At 59.1% G+C, this 17,577-nt stretch carries 14 protein-coding genes; 7 read left to right on the top strand and 7 right to left on the bottom strand.

Annotation, left to right across the window (positions count from 1 at the left end; all coding sequences use genetic code 11):
* Positions 1 to 73: 73 nt before the first annotated feature.
* The gene (gene mepS / locus ACL2XN_RS26145) at positions 74 to 682 is read left to right on the top strand and encodes a bifunctional murein DD-endopeptidase/murein LD-carboxypeptidase (protein WP_410014298.1); all 609 of its coding nucleotides are present in this window, start codon (positions 74 to 76) and stop codon (positions 680 to 682) included.
* Between the two features lie 352 nt (positions 683 to 1,034).
* Here the strand turns inward: mepS and ACL2XN_RS26140 are convergent, their stop codons facing one another.
* Complete coding sequence (locus ACL2XN_RS26140) at positions 1,035 to 1,865, bottom strand: sugar phosphate isomerase/epimerase family protein (RefSeq protein ID WP_410014297.1); 831 nt, start codon at positions 1,863 to 1,865, stop codon at positions 1,035 to 1,037.
* 168 nt (positions 1,866 to 2,033) lie between these two features.
* Between ACL2XN_RS26140 and ACL2XN_RS26135 the strand changes: the two genes are divergently transcribed.
* The 4 genes from ACL2XN_RS26135 (at position 2,034) to yejF (ending at position 7,627) form a co-directional block, all read left to right on the top strand.
* The gene (locus ACL2XN_RS26135) at positions 2,034 to 3,854 is read left to right on the top strand and encodes an extracellular solute-binding protein (protein ID WP_410014296.1); all 1,821 of its coding nucleotides are present in this window, start codon (positions 2,034 to 2,036) and stop codon (positions 3,852 to 3,854) included.
* Positions 3,855 to 3,920: 66 nt separating this feature from the next.
* On the top strand, positions 3,921 to 5,015 hold the full coding sequence (locus tag ACL2XN_RS26130; protein WP_410014295.1) for a microcin C ABC transporter permease YejB: 1,095 nt from the start codon (positions 3,921 to 3,923) through the stop codon (positions 5,013 to 5,015).
* The gene (locus ACL2XN_RS26125; protein WP_410014294.1) at positions 5,012 to 6,034 is read left to right on the top strand and encodes an ABC transporter permease; all 1,023 of its coding nucleotides are present in this window, start codon (positions 5,012 to 5,014) and stop codon (positions 6,032 to 6,034) included. The genes ACL2XN_RS26130 and ACL2XN_RS26125 overlap by 4 nt, the downstream gene beginning before the upstream one ends.
* A gap of 3 nt (positions 6,035 to 6,037) precedes the next feature.
* Positions 6,038 to 7,627, top strand: coding sequence for a microcin C ABC transporter ATP-binding protein YejF (yejF, locus tag ACL2XN_RS26120; RefSeq protein ID WP_413729767.1), 1,590 nt, complete (start codon positions 6,038 to 6,040; stop codon positions 7,625 to 7,627).
* A 24-nt stretch (positions 7,628 to 7,651) separates the two neighbouring features.
* On the opposite strand, the gene ACL2XN_RS26115 is transcribed toward yejF, so the two are convergent.
* From ACL2XN_RS26115 to rsuA, 6 genes are all read right to left on the bottom strand, one after another.
* Positions 7,652 to 7,993 carry a YejG family protein gene (locus ACL2XN_RS26115; RefSeq protein ID WP_410014292.1) on the bottom strand — a complete coding sequence of 114 codons (342 nt, stop codon included), beginning with the start codon at positions 7,991 to 7,993 and terminating at the stop codon, positions 7,652 to 7,654.
* Between the two features lie 370 nt (positions 7,994 to 8,363).
* On the bottom strand, positions 8,364 to 9,650 hold the full coding sequence (efeB, locus tag ACL2XN_RS26110) for an iron uptake transporter deferrochelatase/peroxidase subunit (protein ID WP_410014291.1): 1,287 nt from the start codon (positions 9,648 to 9,650) through the stop codon (positions 8,364 to 8,366).
* Between the two features lie 13 nt (positions 9,651 to 9,663).
* Complete coding sequence (efeO, locus tag ACL2XN_RS26105; protein WP_413723292.1) at positions 9,664 to 10,803, bottom strand: iron uptake system protein EfeO; 1,140 nt, start codon at positions 10,801 to 10,803, stop codon at positions 9,664 to 9,666.
* A gap of 37 nt (positions 10,804 to 10,840) precedes the next feature.
* Positions 10,841 to 11,671 carry an iron uptake transporter permease EfeU gene (gene efeU, locus ACL2XN_RS26100; RefSeq protein ID WP_410014289.1) on the bottom strand — a complete coding sequence of 277 codons (831 nt, stop codon included), beginning with the start codon at positions 11,669 to 11,671 and terminating at the stop codon, positions 10,841 to 10,843.
* Positions 11,672 to 13,096: 1,425 nt separating this feature from the next.
* Complete coding sequence (locus ACL2XN_RS26095; protein WP_410016770.1) at positions 13,097 to 14,302, bottom strand: Bcr/CflA family multidrug efflux MFS transporter; 1,206 nt, start codon at positions 14,300 to 14,302, stop codon at positions 13,097 to 13,099.
* Between the two features lie 70 nt (positions 14,303 to 14,372).
* A complete protein-coding gene (gene rsuA / locus ACL2XN_RS26090) occupies positions 14,373 to 15,083 on the bottom strand; it encodes a 16S rRNA pseudouridine(516) synthase RsuA (protein WP_410014288.1) in 711 nt (236 codons plus the stop codon).
* A 204-nt stretch (positions 15,084 to 15,287) separates the two neighbouring features.
* Between rsuA and ACL2XN_RS26085 the strand changes: the two genes are divergently transcribed.
* Both ACL2XN_RS26085 and rplY read left to right on the top strand, forming a co-directional pair.
* Positions 15,288 to 17,048 carry a DEAD/DEAH box helicase gene (locus ACL2XN_RS26085; protein WP_413729766.1) on the top strand — a complete coding sequence of 587 codons (1,761 nt, stop codon included), beginning with the start codon at positions 15,288 to 15,290 and terminating at the stop codon, positions 17,046 to 17,048.
* A 128-nt stretch (positions 17,049 to 17,176) separates the two neighbouring features.
* Positions 17,177 to 17,461 carry a 50S ribosomal protein L25 gene (gene rplY, locus ACL2XN_RS26080; RefSeq protein WP_410014286.1) on the top strand — a complete coding sequence of 95 codons (285 nt, stop codon included), beginning with the start codon at positions 17,177 to 17,179 and terminating at the stop codon, positions 17,459 to 17,461.
* Positions 17,462 to 17,577 lie beyond the last annotated feature (116 nt).

Raw genomic sequence — 17,577 nt, 5'->3', positions numbered from 1 at the left:
GCGCATTATTCTCGATTCGCTCGGTATTTTATAGCGGCACCGTCGCTAAGGACTTTAAGGGATAACACTTATAATGGTCAAATCTCAACCTATTTTGAGATATGTGCTGCGGTTAATCCCCGCAGTGGCGGCGGCAGTTATGCTTTCCGCCTGTAGTTCTCATGGCAGTCAACAAACAGCTGAGATGCATGCAGTCAACGATAAAAGTGATTTTTTACTGCAAGCCTCTCAGGATCAATTCGAAGATATGGTCCGTAATGTCGATGTGAAGACGAAAATTATGGATCAATATGCCGTATGGAAAGGCGTTCGGTATCGCCTGGGCGGCAGCTCTAAACGTGGTATAGATTGTTCGGCTTTTGTACAGCAAACGTTCCATGAACAGTTTGGCCTGGAATTGCCGCGCTCAAGCAGCGAGCAGCAGGGTATGGGCGCTAAAATCCAGCGCACCAAGCTGCGTCCAGGAGATCTGGTCGTGTTCCATGCCGGTTCCACCGGGCGCCATATGGGGATTTACCTGGGCAACGATCAGTTTGTCCACGCATCCACCACCAGCGGCGTCACCATTTCCAGCCTATCGGAAACCTACTGGAACAAGCGTTATCGGGAAGCACGGCGGGTATTAACCGGCGGCGCCAAGGGGCAGATGACCACGGCAATGCGCGGCAACAGCAACTCCTGATAATTAACGGTTATTATTTAAATGTCCTGAATGCCGAACGAGATAAAAGCCGCCTGCCCGGGCGGTTTTTTTTTGACCATTATTAAAGATTTGTATATCTGTTTTTTTGCTTAATACATATTCTTCGAAGCTCATCACTATTCTCGCCGCTATATTCCCAGCTCCTTAACATATTTGCCTGCATGTTATCAACATATTAATTATTATAATCCGCGTCATTTGTCCGTTTGCCGTTATGCTAACGGCGGCCAGCCCGCCCGCGATTGCGCCATATCGGCTAATTATTAAGCACGATAATATATCAGTTAAGGCAATATATGGGCGCAACATCCCATGCCCGCGGCCGCGCTAATTACGGCCGGCGCGCCGTTATCTCCCGTTCCAGCCACGCCAGCGAGGCAAACCCCTCGGCGGCGATGCGCTGCGGCGTTTCCCGCTGATACCGGTCGCTGAAAATTTCCAGCGACCAGATGCCCCGGTACCCTGCCGCCGCCACTTGGCGCGCAAAACCGGCGACATCCAGGATGCCCTGGCCCGGAAAACAGCGATGATGCCGGCTCCAGGCGTCTACCGGCTGCGACGGCCGCGGGCGCGGCGCGGCATCGGCCATCTGCACGTAAAAGATTTTTTCCGCCGGGATGTGCGCCAGGCCGTCGAGGTTATCCGCCAGGGCCAGGATATGAAAGCTGTCCAGCGCCAGGCCCAGGTTGGGCATGGCGACGGTGCTGACCCGCTCCCAGGCCTGGCGGTAATGATGCACATGGCGCCCCCAAGCCAGGGCCTCATAACAGATGGCGCAGCCATAACGCTGCGCCAACTCGGCCAGGCGCAGCAGATCGCCGTTTTGCGCCTCTTCGTCCGCCAGGGCATCCTGGTCCACCGAACTGCATACCAGCAATTGCCGGCATCCCAGTTCTGCCATGGCGTCAAACATGCGCCCGGCCTCGGCCAGCACGCCGGCGCGGCCGGCCGCGGGCGCCCCGTCGGCGTTGCGCAGCGGCTGCAGCAGCACCGCCTCAAGATCGAGCGCGTCGAGCAGCCGTTTAACGTCGCGCGCGGTACCGGGGAAGCGTTGCAGATCGTCGTCAAACAGTTCCACGGCGTCAAACCCCGCCCGGGCGATGGCCTCAAGCTTTTCCGGCAGGCTGCCGGCCATGGATAGGGTAGCAATGGACTTGCGCACCGTCGTCCTCCTGATTAAAGGGTGTATGGCTTAATAATCTGATTGATAATTTTGACATTAATGGCAAAAAAACCGTTAATGGCATTGTTTTAGGCATTAGTATAATAGACAGCCTTCAGCGGCTTGCCCTTTCAATACTATTTGGTGTTATCCCAGGAGCGTAACCTGATGTTTCCACGTGTTTGGATTGCGCTGATTCTCAGCGTCGTCTGCCTCGGCCCGCGCGCCGACACTATTGACACTATTAATGAAAGCTACGCTTTTGCGCTATTGGGCCAACCGAAATACCCCAGCGACTTCAGCCATTTTGATTACGTCAACCCCGCCGCGCCCAAGGGCGGCGCCATAACCCTGGCGGCCATCGGCACCTTTGACAATTTTAACCGTTTTGCCCTGCGCGGCTCGGCGGCGATGCGCACCGACCAGCTCTATGACGGTTTATTTATCACCTCGGACGATGAGATGGGCAGCTATTATCCCCTGGTGGCGGAATCGGCGCGCTATCCCAGCGATTTTTCCTGGATGGAGGTGTCCATCAATCCCCAGGCGCAGTATCACAACCATCAGCCCATCACCGCCCGGGACGTGGCCTTCACCTTCGGCAAATTCATGACCGAAGGGGTGCCGCAATTTCGTATTTATTACAAAGGCGTCACGGTAAAAGCCATCGCGCCGCTCACGGTACGCTACGAGTTTCCCAAACCCGATAAAGAGATGCTGCTGGGCCTGCTGACCTTGCCGATTATGCCGGAAAGCTATTGGCAGCATCACAAACTCGGCGACCCGCTGACCTCGCCGCCGCCGGCCAGCGGGCCTTACCGCATTACGTCCTGGCGTACCGGGCAGTATGTCACCTACTCGCGTGTCCGCGATTATTGGGCGGCCAACCTGCCGGTCAACCGCGGCCGTAATAATTTTGACAGCATCCGTTATGATTATTACCTGGACGACAACGTGGCGCTGGAAGCGTTTAAAGCCGGCGCGTTTGATTTGCGCATCGAAAGCTCGCCCAAGCTGTGGGCCACGCAGTACCACGGCGGCAACGTGGAACGCGGCTATATCATCAAGCAGGAAATACCCAACGATGCGCCGGTCGCAACGCCCTGGCTGGCATTTAATATCCAGCGCCCGCTGTTCGCCGACCGGCGGGTGCGCGAGGCGCTGACGCTGGCGTTTGATTTTGAATGGATGAACAAGGCGCTGTTTTACCAGGGGTACCAGCGGGTCGACAGCTATTTCATCAATACCGACTATGCGGCGCGGGACTATCCCGGCGTGGACGAACTGGCGGTGCTGGCGCCCCTGAAAGGCCAGGTGCCGCCGGAGGTGTTTACCGAACGCTACCAGCCGCCGGTATCGGACGGCAGCGGTTATGACCGCAAAAACCTGCTTAAGGCGCTTGGGCTGTTAAAGCAGGCCGGCTGGGAATTAAAGGACCAACAATTGGTCAACGTCAAAACCGGCAAGCCGTTTGCCTTTGAAATGATGCTGATGAGCGGCAGCAATAGCAGCAATTACATCCTGCCCTTCCAGCACAACCTGCAGCGCCTGGGCATACAGATGACGCTGCGTCAGGTGGACAGCGCGCAGTTTACCAACCGTCTGCGCAAACGTGATTTTGATATGATGCCGTCAAGCTATGCCGCCTTCCCCTACCCCAGCGGCGATTTGCAAATCCTGTGGGGCAGCGCCTATGTGGAATCCAGCTATAACCGCCCCGGCGTCAAGGATCCGGCGGTTGACCGCCTGATCAACGAAATCGTGCGCCACCAGGGCGACGAAAAAGCGCTGCTGCCCCTGGGGCGGGCGCTGGACCGGGTGCTTACCTGGAATTATTTTATGATTCCCCAGTGGTTTTCCCACCAGACCCGTCTGGCCTATTGGGATAAATTCGCCATGCCGGCCGTTAAACCCACCTATGCGCTGGGTTTCGATACCTGGTGGTATGATGTCAACCGGGCGGCCAGGCTGCCCGCGGAACGACGCTGACGCCGGCCGCGGCCGCCCGGTGCGTCCTGCGTCTGACTATCGACAAAGCTCTAAGGGAGGAGCCGCTTGCTAACCTATTTGTTACGCCGTTTATTGCTGGTGATCCCGACGCTTTGGGCCATCATTACCCTGAACTTCTTTATCGTGCAAATTGCCCCCGGCGGACCGGTGGATCAGGCCATCGCCGCCATTGAGATGGGCCAGCAAAGCGGCTTCAGCGCCGGGCACAGCGACCCCGCCGCCCGCGTGCAAACGCTGCACGGCGGCCAGATTGGCGACAGCCAGTACCGCGGCGCCCGGGGCCTGGATCCGGAGGTGATTGCGGAGATTACCCGGCGCTACGGCTTCGATAAACCGCTGCATGAGCGCTATTTCACCATGCTGTGGAACTATGTGCGCTTTGATTTTGGCGACAGCCTGTTTCGCGGCGCCACGGTAATGCATTTGATCAGGGAAAGCATGCCGGTCTCCATTACCCTCGGCTTGTGGAGCACGCTTATCATCTATCTGGTGTCGATCCCGCTCGGCATCAAAAAAGCGGTGCGCAGCGGCAGCGCCTTCGACGTCTGGAGCAGCACGCTTATCATCATCGGCTACGCGATCCCGGCCTTCTTGTTCGCCATACTGCTGATTGTGCTGTTCGCCGGCGGCAGCTATCTGGACTGGTTCCCGTTGCGCGGTCTGGTCTCGAGCCATTTCGATAGCCTGCCGTGGTATAAAAAAATCACCGATTATCTTTGGCATATCACGCTGCCGGTGCTGGCCACGGTGATTGGCGGATTCGCCACCCTGACCATGTTGACTAAAAACGCGTTCCTGGACGAGATCCGCAAGCAATACGTCACCACCGCGCGCGCCAAGGGGCTGACGGAAAACCAGATCCTCTACCGCCATGTGTTTCGCAACGCCATGCTGCTGGTGATAGCCGGTTTCCCCGCCACCTTTATCAGCATGTTTTTTACCGGTTCGCTGCTGATTGAGGTGATGTTTTCCCTTAACGGCCTGGGGCTGCTGGGGTACGACGCCACCCTGCAACGGGATTACCCGGTCATGTTCGGCACGTTATATATCTTTACCCTGATCGGCCTGCTGCTCAATATCCTCAGCGATATGACCTATACGCTGGTCGACCCGCGCATTGATTTCGAGGGCCGCCAATGAGACTGAGTTCCGTCAACCAGGCGCGCTGGGCGCGTTTTCGCCGCAACCGCCGGGGCTACTGGTCGTTATGGCTATTTCTGCTGCTGTTTATCCTGAGCCTCGCCTCGGAGCTGGTGGCCAACGACAAGCCCCTGCTGGTGCGCTACCAGGGACAATTTTATTCGCCGCTGCTGTTTAACTACAGCGAGACCACCTTCGGCGGCGAGCTGGCGACCAGGACCGATTACCGCGATCCCTATATCGCCGGGCGGTTGGCCGCGCACGGCTGGGCGATATGGGCGCCGGTACGCTATGACTACCGCACCATTAACTTCGCCACCGCCCGGCCCTTCCCGTCGCCGCCAAGCCGGCAGAACTGGCTGGGTACCGACAGCACCGGCAAGGATGTGCTGGCCAACTTATTGTATGGCTTCCGGCTGTCGATGCTGTTCGGCCTGGCGCTGACCCTGCTTTCAAGCGTTATCGGCATTATCGTCGGCGCCAGCCAGGGCTATTATGGCGGCCGGCTGGACCTGTGGGGACAGCGCTTTATCGAGGTCTGGTCCGGCATGCCGACGCTGTTTTTGATTATTTTATTATCAAGCGTCGTGCCGCCGGACTTCGGGTGGCTGCTGGCCATTACCGTGCTGTTCGGCTGGATGGGCCTGGTGGGCGTGGTGCGCGCCGAATTCCTGCGCGCCCGTAATTTCGACTATATCCGCGCCGCCCAGGCCATGGGGGTCAGCGATCGGATGATCATGCTGCGCCATATGCTGCCCAACGCCATGGTGGCGACGCTGACCTTTTTGCCCTTTATCCTGTGCGGGTCCATTACCACCCTGACCTCGCTGGATTTTCTCGGTTTCGGCCTGCCCATCGGCTCGCCGTCCCTGGGCAATCTGTTGCTGGAAGGCAAAAACAACCTCCAGGCGCCGTGGCTCGGCATTACCGCTTTTGTTACGCTGGCCCTGGTGCTGTCATTACTGATTTTTATCGGCGAAGCGGTGCGCGACGCCTTTGACCCCAGCAAGGCGCATTAACCTATGACCACGCCATTGTTAGAAATCAAGGAACTGAGCGTCGCCTTTCGCCAGGGCAATCAAACCCGGCAGGTGGTGGATAAGGTGACGCTGGCGCTTAACGCCGGCGAAACGCTGGCGCTGGTGGGCGAATCCGGCTCGGGCAAAAGCGTCACCGCCCTGTCGGTCCTGCGCCTGCTGCCCCAGCCGCAGGTGTGCTACCCCCACGGCGATATCCTGTTCGCGGGCAAGAGCCTGCTGCATGCCCCAGACGCAACGCTCAGGCGCGTGCGCGGCAATGACATCGCCATGATCTTCCAGGAACCGATGTCGTCGCTCAACCCGCTGCACAGCGTGGAAAAACAGCTGCTGGAGGTGCTGGCGCTGCATCGGGACATGCGCGGCGCCGAAGCCCGCGCCGAAGTGCTGGCCAGCCTCGATCGGGTGGGTATCCGCCAGGCCAAATCCCGGCTGCGGGATTTCCCCCACCAGCTCTCCGGCGGCGAACGCCAGCGGGTGATGATCGCCATGGCCCTGCTCACCCGGCCCAAACTGCTGATTGCCGACGAGCCGACCACCGCGCTGGACGTAACGGTACAGGCGCAGATCCTGGCATTGCTGACCGACCTGCGCCGGGAGATGGGCATGGCGCTGCTGTTTATCACCCATAACCTGAATATCGTGCGCCGTCTGGCGGACAACGTGGCGGTGATGCAGGAGGGCAAATGCGTGGAAATCAGCGACCGCGACGCCCTGTTCAGCGCGCCGCAACACCCTTACACCCGCCGTCTGCTGGCGGCGGAGCCGGGAGGCGAGCCGCTGCCGGTGCCGCCGGGGGCGCCGGCGTTGCTGCGGGTCGCTAATCTGGGCGTGACCTTTTCCGGGCGCCAGGGTCTGTTTCGCCGCCAGGCGGGACAAAAAAGCGCCGTGCGCGGGGTGTCATTTAGCCTGCGGCGCGGCGAAAGCCTGGGCTTGGTGGGCGAATCCGGCTCAGGCAAAAGCACCACGGCGCTGGCGGTGCTGCGGTTGCTGAAATCCGACGGCGAGATCTGGTTTGACGGCCAGCCGCTGCATCAGTTTAACCGGCGCGGCATGCTGCCGCTGCGCCGCCGTATCCAGGTGGTGTTCCAGGACCCGAACTCGGCGCTGAATCCCCGGCTGACGGTGGCGCAAATCGTGGTGGAGGGGCTGCGCGTGCATCATCATTTTTCGGCGCAGGAACAGGACCGGCGGGTGATTGCCGCGCTAAGCGAAGTGGGGCTCGATCCCGACACCCGCCATCGCTACCCCGACGAATTTTCCGGCGGGCAGCGCCAGCGCATCGCCATCGCCCGGGCGCTGATTTTGCAGCCGGACGTGGTAATCCTCGATGAACCCACCTCGTCGCTGGACAGATCGGTGCAGGCGCAGATCCTGCAATTGCTGAAGTCACTGCAGGAAAAACACCAGCTGACCTACCTGTTTATCAGCCACGATCTGCAGGTGGTGCGGGCAATGTGTCATCAGGTGATGGTACTGCGGGAAGGTGAAGTCGTGGAACAGGGCGCCTGCCGGCAGGTGTTCGACGCGCCCTCAGCGGAGTATACCCGCCAGTTGCTGCTGGCGGCCGGGTAAGCGCGGCGCGCCCGGGTACTGGTCTTAAGAATAGTACGATGCCGACGCGGGCTCGGCGATGGCCACGCCCATGTTTTTCAGCCGGCACAGGCCGGTGCATTCATCGTCACGGTGCAAAAACAGGCAAGGCTGCCCTTCGCATTCCAGCACCGAGCAGGTGACCTGGATTTCCACCAGGGAACGCGCCAGTTCCCGCATCACTTCCCACGCCGTATCGCCTTCATGGCTTAACAGCGTCAGGCCAATCAGGTCGTTATCGTCGCAATCACCGGCGGATATCGGTTCGACTTTGATGCCGCTAAACCCATTCAGCCAGCGGTAATATTGTGGCAAACGATGCACCACGGATAACTGTAGATTTGTCACTCCACGTCCCCAGACGATTAAACTACTTAGTAACAATTTTATCACAATACTATAATATTAGCGTGACATTAGCAGTCAATATGTTCATAAAAACAGCATAGATAACTTTGAAATGAGAGACAGATCTCTTTTCGGCCTATATGTACCGCGTTAAACGCCGCAGCACAACTGTTTTTTATGCATTTGCATAACTTTAACTGAGCTTATTATTTACATTTTGCGAACAAAAAAATGCCACGGGAGGAAGGATAGGATGCGCTCCCGCCGTCGCGGCGGGTAAAGGGGACGGCGGTTCACAGGAAAATCGACATGCACGCCGGCGCAGGGCAGTCGCGCCGGCAAAGCGGCAGAAGGGGGAAAACCGCCGGTGTTATGCCAGCAGCGACTGCGCCAGATAGCCGTCCTGGCGCTCGACCCCCGGCAGGGCAAAAAAGTAGCCCCCGCCGATGGGCTGGATGTATTCTTCCAGCGCCTCGCCGTTAAGCCTGCGCTGCACGGCGAGAAACCCCTGCTCCAGATCCTGCTGGAAGCAGACGAACAACAATCCCATATCCAGCTGGCCGGAGCGGGAAACGCCCAGGGAATAGCTATAGCCCCGGCGCAGCATCAGGTTGCCTTGGGTGGCGGGCGTACGGGGATTGGCCAGGCGCATATGGGCATCGAGCGGGATGACCTTGCCCTGCGGATCGCGGCTGTAGTCGGGCACGTCATGTTCATTGGCCATGCCCAGCGGCGCGCCGGTGCGCTTATCACGGCCGAAGATGGTCTGCTGCTCATGCAGCGGCGTACGATCCCAGGACTCGACGTGAAAGCGGATAATGCGCACCGCCTGGTAACTGCCGTTTACCGCCCAGGCGGGTTCATCCGTACCGGCGCCGACCCAGATCACCCGATCCATCAGGCCGGGGTCGCGGGTATCCGGATTGCCGGTGCCGTCCTTGAAGCCCAGCAAATTAATCGGTGTCTCCTTGCCCCGGCTGCGCGCCGCGCTGGCGGAAATAAAGCCTTCGCGCTTCCAGCGCACGCTCAGCAGATCCGGGGTATGTTTAATGATATCCCGCAGCGCATGAATCACCGTGTCGCTGCCGTTGGCGCAAATTTGCAACAGCAGATCGCCATGGCATAAATCAGCGTCCAGCGCATCGTTGGCAAAACGCGTCATCTTTTGCAGCCGCCGGGGTTTCAGCGCGGCGAGGCCGAAACGATCGTCAAACAACGAGTCGCCCACCGCCACCGTGATGGTCAGGTTATCCGGGGCGATATGCTCGCCCAGAATGCCGGAGTCCATCGGCGGCAATTTATCATCCACCGCCGGCGCCTGCCCGCCGGTGGTTAAAAATGCAATCCTCTCGGTCAGCACGCGAAACAACCGCCGCAGATCGTCCTTATCTCCGGCCAGCACGTCAAACGCCACCAGCATCATGGCCGCCTGCTGCGGCGTGGTGATGCCGGCCTGCCGGGGTCCGTAAAACGGCTGGCGCTGCCAGCGCTCGTCGGGTGACAAGGTGCCGGGGGAATGCTCATCGGGAGCAGGAGCCGGCGCCGCCGCCGCGCCGCGCAACGCCAGGGCGCCGCCGAGGGCGCCAAGCCCCTTCAGCCAGCGGCGCCGTGATGGCGACGCCGCCTTACCGCTGTTTTTATCTTTATCAGCACTCATCAGGCGCTCAACCCTACTCCAGCCCCAGCACGCCGCGCAGCAGCGCCAGATCTTCCGCCAGGGCGGTGATCGGGCCTTTGAGCGCGGTGCGATCGGCATCGGTCAGCTTGTCATAAGACGCAAAGCCGTCTTTATTACGGTATTTCATCAGGACGTTATCCACCTTGGCAAAGTTACCGTCAATTTTCGCCAGCAGCGGCGCATCGGCTTTTTGCAGCAGCGGGCGCAGCAGGTTGACGATTTTTTGCGATCCGTCGATATTGGCCTGGAAATCGGAAAGATCGGTACGGCTGTAACGGTCTTCCTCGCCGCTGATCTTACTGGAGGCCACTTCCTCAATCAGTCCGGCGGCGCCGCCGACCACTTTACTCGGCGGGAAGGTCAGGTCGCCGATGCGTTTTTGCAGATCCTGGGTATCTTTATACAATTGATCGGCAAACGGGGCGGTGCCGGCCGTGGTTTTATCGCTGAAGAGGATTTTTTCCAGCCGGTGGAAACCGGTGAATTTCGGGTCGGCGGATTTCTGCTCGAAATCATCTTCGCGGGCATCAATACTGCCGTCCAGATCCGAGAACAGTTCGGCGATAGGCTCGATACGCTCGTAATACACGCGGGTGGGGGCAAACAGCTTCTGCGCGGTGGCCAGATCGCCTTTTTTCACCGCATCGGTAAAGGTCTTGGTATGGGAGACAAGCTCGCCGACCTGTTGCAGCACATAGACTTTATAATCGGCAATCGGCCCCACCAGCGCCATGGCATCCGGTTTCGCCGCGCCCGCGCCGCCGTCCGCCGAAACCGTCAGCTTGCCCTTCGGATTGCTCAGCAGGCCGCAGGTCATATCGTATTCCCCCGGCTCCAGGGTGGCGGTCATCTTCTGGGTAAAGCCCGGCGCCACGTTCTCGCGCTCCTCGACCACCATCACGCCCTTGAGGATTTCCCACTCCAGCCCTTTCTGGCTGGCGTTATGAATAATAAACTGCGTTTTGCCCGGTTTAACGGTCAGCGCCATCGGATCGCACTGCTTATCGTTAACGGTAATCTTGACCTGGGGAATATCGGCCGCCAGCGCGGGCCAGCCCCATGCCGATAGCACCGGCGCCACCAGTAAGGCGGCAGGAAGAATGCGGCGACGGAAGCGTTGCATATTGGACATTTTTTTTACCCTGAATAGTGGAACAATTTAATGGATTTTATCCGGCGACACGTGTCGTCCGGTTGCCCCGCGCAGGCAGGAAAAACATCACCAGGGCCGGCACCAGGTATAACAAATACACGGCCACTTCACTGACGGTGGGCGCTTCCTGATAACCCAGCAGCCCCTCAAGCAAGGTGCCGAACAACGATTGGGTGGACAGGGTGGCGCTGAAATCAAATGCGATTGCCTGGAAACCATTCCATAATCCCGCTTCGTGGAAAGCGCGAATTGCCCCGGCCGCCAGCCCCGCGGCCACAAACAGAATAAACAGGCTGGTCCATTTGAAAAATTTCTCCATGCGCAGGCGGATGCCGCCGTAATACATCAGCATCCCCAAGACGATGGCGCAGGCCAATCCCAACACCGCGCCGATGGGAGCCTCGATGCCTACGTCCTGCTGAAACGCCGCCAGCAAAAAAAACACCGATTCCAACCCCTCGCGGGCCACGGCAAAAAACACCATGCCCACCAGCGCCCAGCCCTGCCCGCGGGCATTGCTGAGCGCCTGATCGACGGCGCTTTCCAGCTGGGCTTTAATCGAGCGGGACATCTTGCGCATCCAGAACACCATCCAGGTAAGGATGAGGACCGCCAGCACCGCCACGATGCCCTCGAACAGCTCCTGTTGCTTTTGCGGAAACTCGCCGGTAGTTTCGTTAATGACGACACCCACCGCCAGGCACAACAGCGCCGCGCTTAGCACGCCCACCCACACCGCTTTTAGCCAGCGGCCGCGGCCGGTCTTTTTCAGATAGCCGGCGATAAGGCTCACGATCAGCGCCGCCTCGAGACCCTCACGCAGCATAATCAGAAAAGGCACAAACATACCCATCACCTCGATGCTTTTGGGGGCGAGAAAAAGTAAAGAAACGTCAATTAAAACGATATTGATTATCATTACGAGGAAAAGAAACACAAGCGCAGATTTGCGACTATTTGTAACCGATGCGCTACAAAAGGTTTCAGGATAAATAAAAGGTAAAGGGGGCGTCAGGGGTTAAGTGGTCTCGGTGAGGGTTTTGTTTGCTGTGCCTTGGTTTGCCTTGTGGCAGGGTTTATGTCGCCTCGGCGCGGGTTTTGCTTACTGTGTCTTGGCTTGCCTTGTGGCAGGGTTTATGTCGCCTCGGCGAGGGTTTCGCTTGCCGTGCGTGTGGTGCTCATAGGTATTGCCGGGTGCCGGCAAGCGACAAAGAGGCCGTACCGCGACGGCCTCCTTGACCTCCGCGCGCCCGGCAGATCGTGCGCCGCTGCGCGGTTCCCGGCATCACGCATCCCGGCTTTGGGACCGCACGGGACGCGCTCCCGGCGCGGCCCTTAGCTTTCGCCGCTCCCGGCGGCTATCCAGCCAAGATGCGCGCTGCCGGCGCACTCTATGCCGGCACCACGTCAACACCATCGTCTGTGGGTAAAATAGCGTTTTTGGTAGTAAGTAATATGCACGTACCGGGAAAAATATCGGTATTAATTTTGGGTTAACTTAGACTAGCTTGGCTTAGTTTAGCTAAGATTCGCGGCCAGCTACCTACTCTCACTGTGGCGGGTTTATGCCCGGCTACGTGGTTCTATGGTTGCATGACTGTAATTGCCGACGGCATGACATACTGGCTATATGACCGCTGACTATGTGAATGCTGGCAGCATTGCATGATGTATGACTGATAATTACCCGCTGCCGACTGCATGTATATTTGCATGTATGACTGACCTGTCGCGGTGCCTTTTACATTGCACAATGATTAGCCGCTTCTCTGTCTGCTGTACCACCTTCCACTAAACCCACAGCGGCGCCGATGCCCTATACATCACAGCGCTGGCCGCGACAGATATCCCGGCATAAAGCGCGCTGACGGCGCCGGTGGCCCCGGCATGAGCCGCCGGGAGCGGCGAAAGGCCCGTTGCGCCGGGAGCGCATAACGGGCCGGTGCATCACGGGGACATTGGCGGCGGAAGGCATCGCGCAGCGACGCGCGACCTGCCGGGCGCGCGGAGGTCAAGGAGGCCGTCGCGGTACGGCCTCTTTGTCGCTTGCCGGCACCCGGCAATACCTATGAACACCTCACGCACGACAAGCGAAACCTTCGCCGAGGCGACATAAGCCCTGACGCACGCTAACGCAAAGCAGGCAAAACCCTCGCCGTGGCGACATTTATCTTCACGGCAGCCGAATATTGCCAGGACGGCGATCGCCAAACCTACACAAGACGTGTAAAAGGGAGAACGTGCCAACGCCCGGCGTGTGAAAAAGAGAACGCTATGACGCGGTACGCGCCGCCCGCCGCGGACGGCTGGCATACAGATAACACAACATCGCGCTGATGGTGCAAAATGCCATGGACAATACCATCGGCCAGGCGCTGGAAAACGTCGCCAGCGACAACAACGCACCGATTACCGCGCCCACGCCGAACCGCAGCGTTCCCGCCAGCGACGAGGCGGTACCGGCCATATGCGGAAAATCATCCAGGATCACGGCCATGCCGTTGGACGTCACCATCGCCACGCAGCCGACAAACACCGCCACGCCGATAACCAGCGGCCAGAACCCCAGGTTCATGCCGCAAACGATCAACAGCCAGATACCCATCAGCAACTGGATAAACAACCCGAAACGGAACATCTTCTGCGCCCCGAAATGCCTCACGCTCCGGCTGTTGATAAGCGTCATGATAAACAAAAACAAGACGTTAAGGGCAAAATAATAACCGAAATTCTGCGGCGAAACGCCGTTAAGATTGATATAGACAAACGGCCCGGCGCTCAGGAACGAAAACATCCCGGCAAAGGAAAAACCGCTGGCCAGCATATAGCTGAACACCCGCTTATGGCGAAATAACGCGCCGAAGTTGCCGATGGTGGTGCGCAGATTAAACTTTTGCCGCCGCTCCCTGGGCAGCGTTTCCCGGATATACAGCATCACCAGCACGGTGGCCACCAGCGCCGTCAGGCTCATGATCCAGAAAATGGCATGCCAGTTAAACACCACCAGCAGCACGCCGCCGATGATGGGAGCCAGCAGCGGCGCCACCGTCATCACCAGCACCACAAACGACATCATGCGTGAAAAATCATCCTTGGTGAACATATCGCGCATCAGCGCATTGATCACCACGCTCGCGGCGGCGGCGGACAGACCATGCAAGAAACGCATATTGATCAGCTGCTCCACCGATTGCGACAGCGCGCAAGCCGCGGCGGCGACGGCAAAAAAGAACGTGCCGAACAGAATCACCGGCTTACGGCCCAGGCTATCGGCCAACGGCCCGTAAAACAGCTGGCCGATGGAAAACCCCAGCACATAGGCGCTCAGGGTCATCTGCACGCTCCCCGCGCCGACGCCGAACTCCGAGGCAATCAGCGGCATGGCCGGCAAATACATATCGATAGCCAATGGCATCAGCATCGACAATAAACCCAGGATGACGATTAAACCGATATGGGATGTCCGGTCTGCTTGCACGTTGTACGACTCCTCGTTCATGCCTTTATCAATCCTGCACGGCCGGCGGACGCACCGCCCGCCGTCGTTGTCACGGACGTGCCGGCGCGCCTATGCCGGCGATTTCATCGGCGGTCAGCGCGCGGTATTGGCCGGGTTCCAGATCCGCATCCAGCACGATGGCGCCGACACGTTCGCGATGCAGCGCCACCACATGGTTACCCACCGCGGCGAACATTCTTTTCACCTGATGATAACGCCCTTCGCTGATGGTCAGGCGCACTTCGCGCTCGGCAAGCTGCTCAAGCTGTGCGGGCCGGGTCGGCAGTTTTTCGCCGTGAAGCATCACCCCTTCGGTAAACTGACGCGCGATATCCCCGTCCAGCGGATCCTCAAGCGTCACCAAATAGGTCTTTTCACAGTGATGTTTAGGCGAGGTGATCCAGTGGGACCACTGGCCGTCGTCGGTCATCAACACCAGGCCGGTGGTATCGATGTCCAGGCGGCCGGCGGCGTGCAGCTTGTCCGGCACCGGTTCGTCCATAAAATACAGCACGGTGGGATGATCGGGATCGTCGGTTGAGCACACATAGCCCTGGGGTTTGTGCAGCATAAAATAGCGCGGGGCAAGTATCTGGTGCAGGACCCGATCGTCAAAGCGCACTTCATGTTGCGCCAGCAGTTGGAACGCGCCCTGTTTCACCGTATCACCGTCGACGGTCACCCGCTTGGCGCGCAGTTCCCGTTGCACCAGCGCCCGGCTGATACCTAACTGTTGAGATAAAAATTTGTCCAGTCGCATTAACGTCGTTTTGCCTGTAATCTTGGAAAGCGCCCGGCAACGATGCTCCACCCGCCCGGTAAGGGAGGCGCGCGGCCGGACCAAATGGCCCGAATCCGCTATCGTGCGGGAAAGGCGGCGAATGCCGCATATGCTTATAAAGTGAAATCACAGTATAACGGGGCTTGCCTGCCGAGCATAGCCGACAACGAGATTCATTTAGAGATGTCCTTCACCCTACGTCCTTATCAGCGCGACGCAGTCAACGCGGCGGTGGATCATTTTCGCCGCCACGACGAACCGGCGGTGATCGTGCTGCCCACCGGCGCCGGCAAAAGCCTGGTGATCGCCGAGCTGGCGCGCCTGGCGCGCGGCCGGGTTCTGGTCCTGGCCCACGTCAAGGAACTGGTGGCGCAAAACCATGAAAAATTCCAGGCGCTGGGACTGGAGGCGGATATCTTCGCCGCCGGTCTGCAGCAGCGGGACAGCCGGGGCAAAGTGGTGTTCGGCAGCGTACAGTCCGTTGCGCGCAACCTGGATCAGTTCGACAGCGCGTTCTCATTGCTGATTATCGATGAATGCCACCGGCTCGGCGACGGCGACGACAGCCAATATCAGCAGGTCATCCGCCATCTGCGCCTCGCCCGGCCGGCGCTGCGCATCCTGGGACTGACCGCCACGCCCTTCCGCCTCGGCAAGGGATGGATATACCAATACCACCATCACGGCATGGTGCGCGGCGACGAGCGCAGTTTCTTCCGCGACTGCGTCTATGAGCTGCCGCTGCACTATATGATCAAGCACGGCTTCCTGGTGCCGCCGGAGCGCCTGGATATGCCGGTGCTGCATTACGACTTCAGCCGCCTGTCGCCCAATATCAACGGCTACTATGCCGAGTCGGAGCTGAATACCGAAGTACGGCGGCAAAACCGCATCACGCCGCTTATCGTCGGCCAGATACAGGAGTACGCGGCGGATAAGCGCGGCGTGATGATCTTTGCCGCGACGGTAGAACATGCCCGCGAAGTCCTCGGCCTGCTGCCGCCCGCGCAGGCGGCGCTTATCAGCGCCGAAACGCCCCAGGCGGATCGCGACCGGCTGATCGACGCCTTCCGCCGGCAATCGCTACGCTACGTGGTTAACGTGGCGGTGCTGACCACCGGTTTTGACGCTCCCCATGTGGATATGATCGCCATCTTGCGGCCCACCGAGTCGGTCGGCCTGTACCAGCAGATTGTCGGGCGCGGACTCCGGCTCTATCCCGGCAAGACCCGATGCCTGATTCTCGACTATGCCGGCAACGGCCACGATCTATTTTCCCCCGAGATAGGCCAGGCCAAACCGGCCGGAACCGGCACGCCGGTCCAGGTATTCTGCCCGCTCTGCGGCTTTGCCAATATGTTCTGGGGCAAAACCACGCCGGAGGGCGAAGTCATTGAACACTACGGCCGCCGCTGCCAGGGTTTCGAGGAACAGGAAGATGGCGAACGCCGCCAATGCGATTTTCGCTTCCGCTGCAAGATCTGTCCGGACTGCGGCGCCGAAAACGATATCGCCGCCAGGCGCTGCCACGAATGCGATAAAATCCTGGTGGATCCGGACGATATGCTCAAGGCGGCGCTGCGGCTCAAGGACGCGCTGGTGCTGCGCTGCAGCGGCATGACGCTTGACTGCGGGGCCGACGGCAAAGGCGAATGGCTGCGCATCACCTACCATGATGAGGACGGCGCCGAGGTCGCCGAGCGTTTCCGGCTGCATACGCCGCCCCAGCGGCGGGTGTTCGAGCACCGTTTTCTGCGTCTGCACCAGCGGGCGCCGGGGGTGCCCTTTCCCTGGCAAACCGCCGCCGATATCCAGCGCGCGGCGGACCGGCTGCGCGCGCCGGATTTTGTCGTCGCGCGCCGCCAGGGCGCGTTCTGGCAGGTAAGGGAAAAGATTTTCGACTACCAGGGCCGTTATCGCCTGGCCCACGAATTGCGCGGCTGACGGGGTTTTATTTGCCCCGCCGGGGTATTTCCGGTAGAATTCCGCCCGCTTTACTTTAAAGCACGTCTATCCAACCTGCTGCTGGGTCGCCTGTAGCGGGGTTACTTTTTTAAGTATCGAGAAAATACATGTTAATTATTAATGCAGAAGTGCGTAAAGATCAGGGTAAGGGTGCGAGCCGCCGCCTGCGTCTAGCGAATAAGTTTCCTGCTATCGTTTATGGTGGCACCGAAGCGCCGGTCTCTATCGAGATGGACCACGAAATCGTGCTGAATACCCAAACCAAACCGGGTTTCTATAGCGACGTATTATCACTGGTTATCGACGGCGCCGAAACTCAGGTTAAGGTTCAGGCGGTACAACGCCATCCGTTCAAACCGAAACTGACTCATATCGACTTTGTCCGCGTTTAATCGCGACTAACCGATACGATAAAAGGACGCCGCTTACGCGGCGTTTTTTTTTGCCCCATGGCGCGGTAGGCCCGCCAACACCGTACTCACAGCAAACGTGTTCAAGGGAGACCGTG

Source organism: Sodalis sp. RH22 (genome assembly GCF_047324165.1).
Classification (GTDB): Bacteria; Pseudomonadota; Gammaproteobacteria; order Enterobacterales; family Enterobacteriaceae; genus Acerihabitans.
The sequence above is the reverse complement of the archived record's forward strand: the minus strand, read 5'-3'. Positions and strand labels throughout refer to the sequence as shown.

Excerpts from the sequence above, each read along its gene's own strand:
- ACL2XN_RS26125 (WP_410014294.1), top strand. The coding sequence starts at position 5,012 with ATGAGACTGAGTTCCGTCAACCAGGCGCGCTGGGCGCGTTTTCGCCGC.
- ACL2XN_RS26135 (WP_410014296.1), top strand. The coding sequence starts at position 2,034 with ATGTTTCCACGTGTTTGGATTGCGCTGATTCTCAGCGTCGTCTGCCTC.
- ACL2XN_RS26085 (WP_413729766.1), top strand. The coding sequence starts at position 15,288 with ATGTCCTTCACCCTACGTCCTTATCAGCGCGACGCAGTCAACGCGGCG.
- rplY (WP_410014286.1), top strand. The coding sequence starts at position 17,177 with ATGTTAATTATTAATGCAGAAGTGCGTAAAGATCAGGGTAAGGGTGCG.
- efeB (WP_410014291.1), bottom strand. The coding sequence starts at position 9,650 with ATGAGTGCTGATAAAGATAAAAACAGCGGTAAGGCGGCGTCGCCATCA.
- yejF (WP_413729767.1), top strand. The coding sequence starts at position 6,038 with ATGACCACGCCATTGTTAGAAATCAAGGAACTGAGCGTCGCCTTTCGC.
- rsuA (WP_410014288.1), bottom strand. The coding sequence starts at position 15,083 with ATGCGACTGGACAAATTTTTATCTCAACAGTTAGGTATCAGCCGGGCG.
- mepS (WP_410014298.1), top strand. The coding sequence starts at position 74 with ATGGTCAAATCTCAACCTATTTTGAGATATGTGCTGCGGTTAATCCCC.
- efeU (WP_410014289.1), bottom strand. The coding sequence starts at position 11,671 with ATGTTTGTGCCTTTTCTGATTATGCTGCGTGAGGGTCTCGAGGCGGCG.
- efeO (WP_413723292.1), bottom strand. The coding sequence starts at position 10,803 with ATGTCCAATATGCAACGCTTCCGTCGCCGCATTCTTCCTGCCGCCTTA.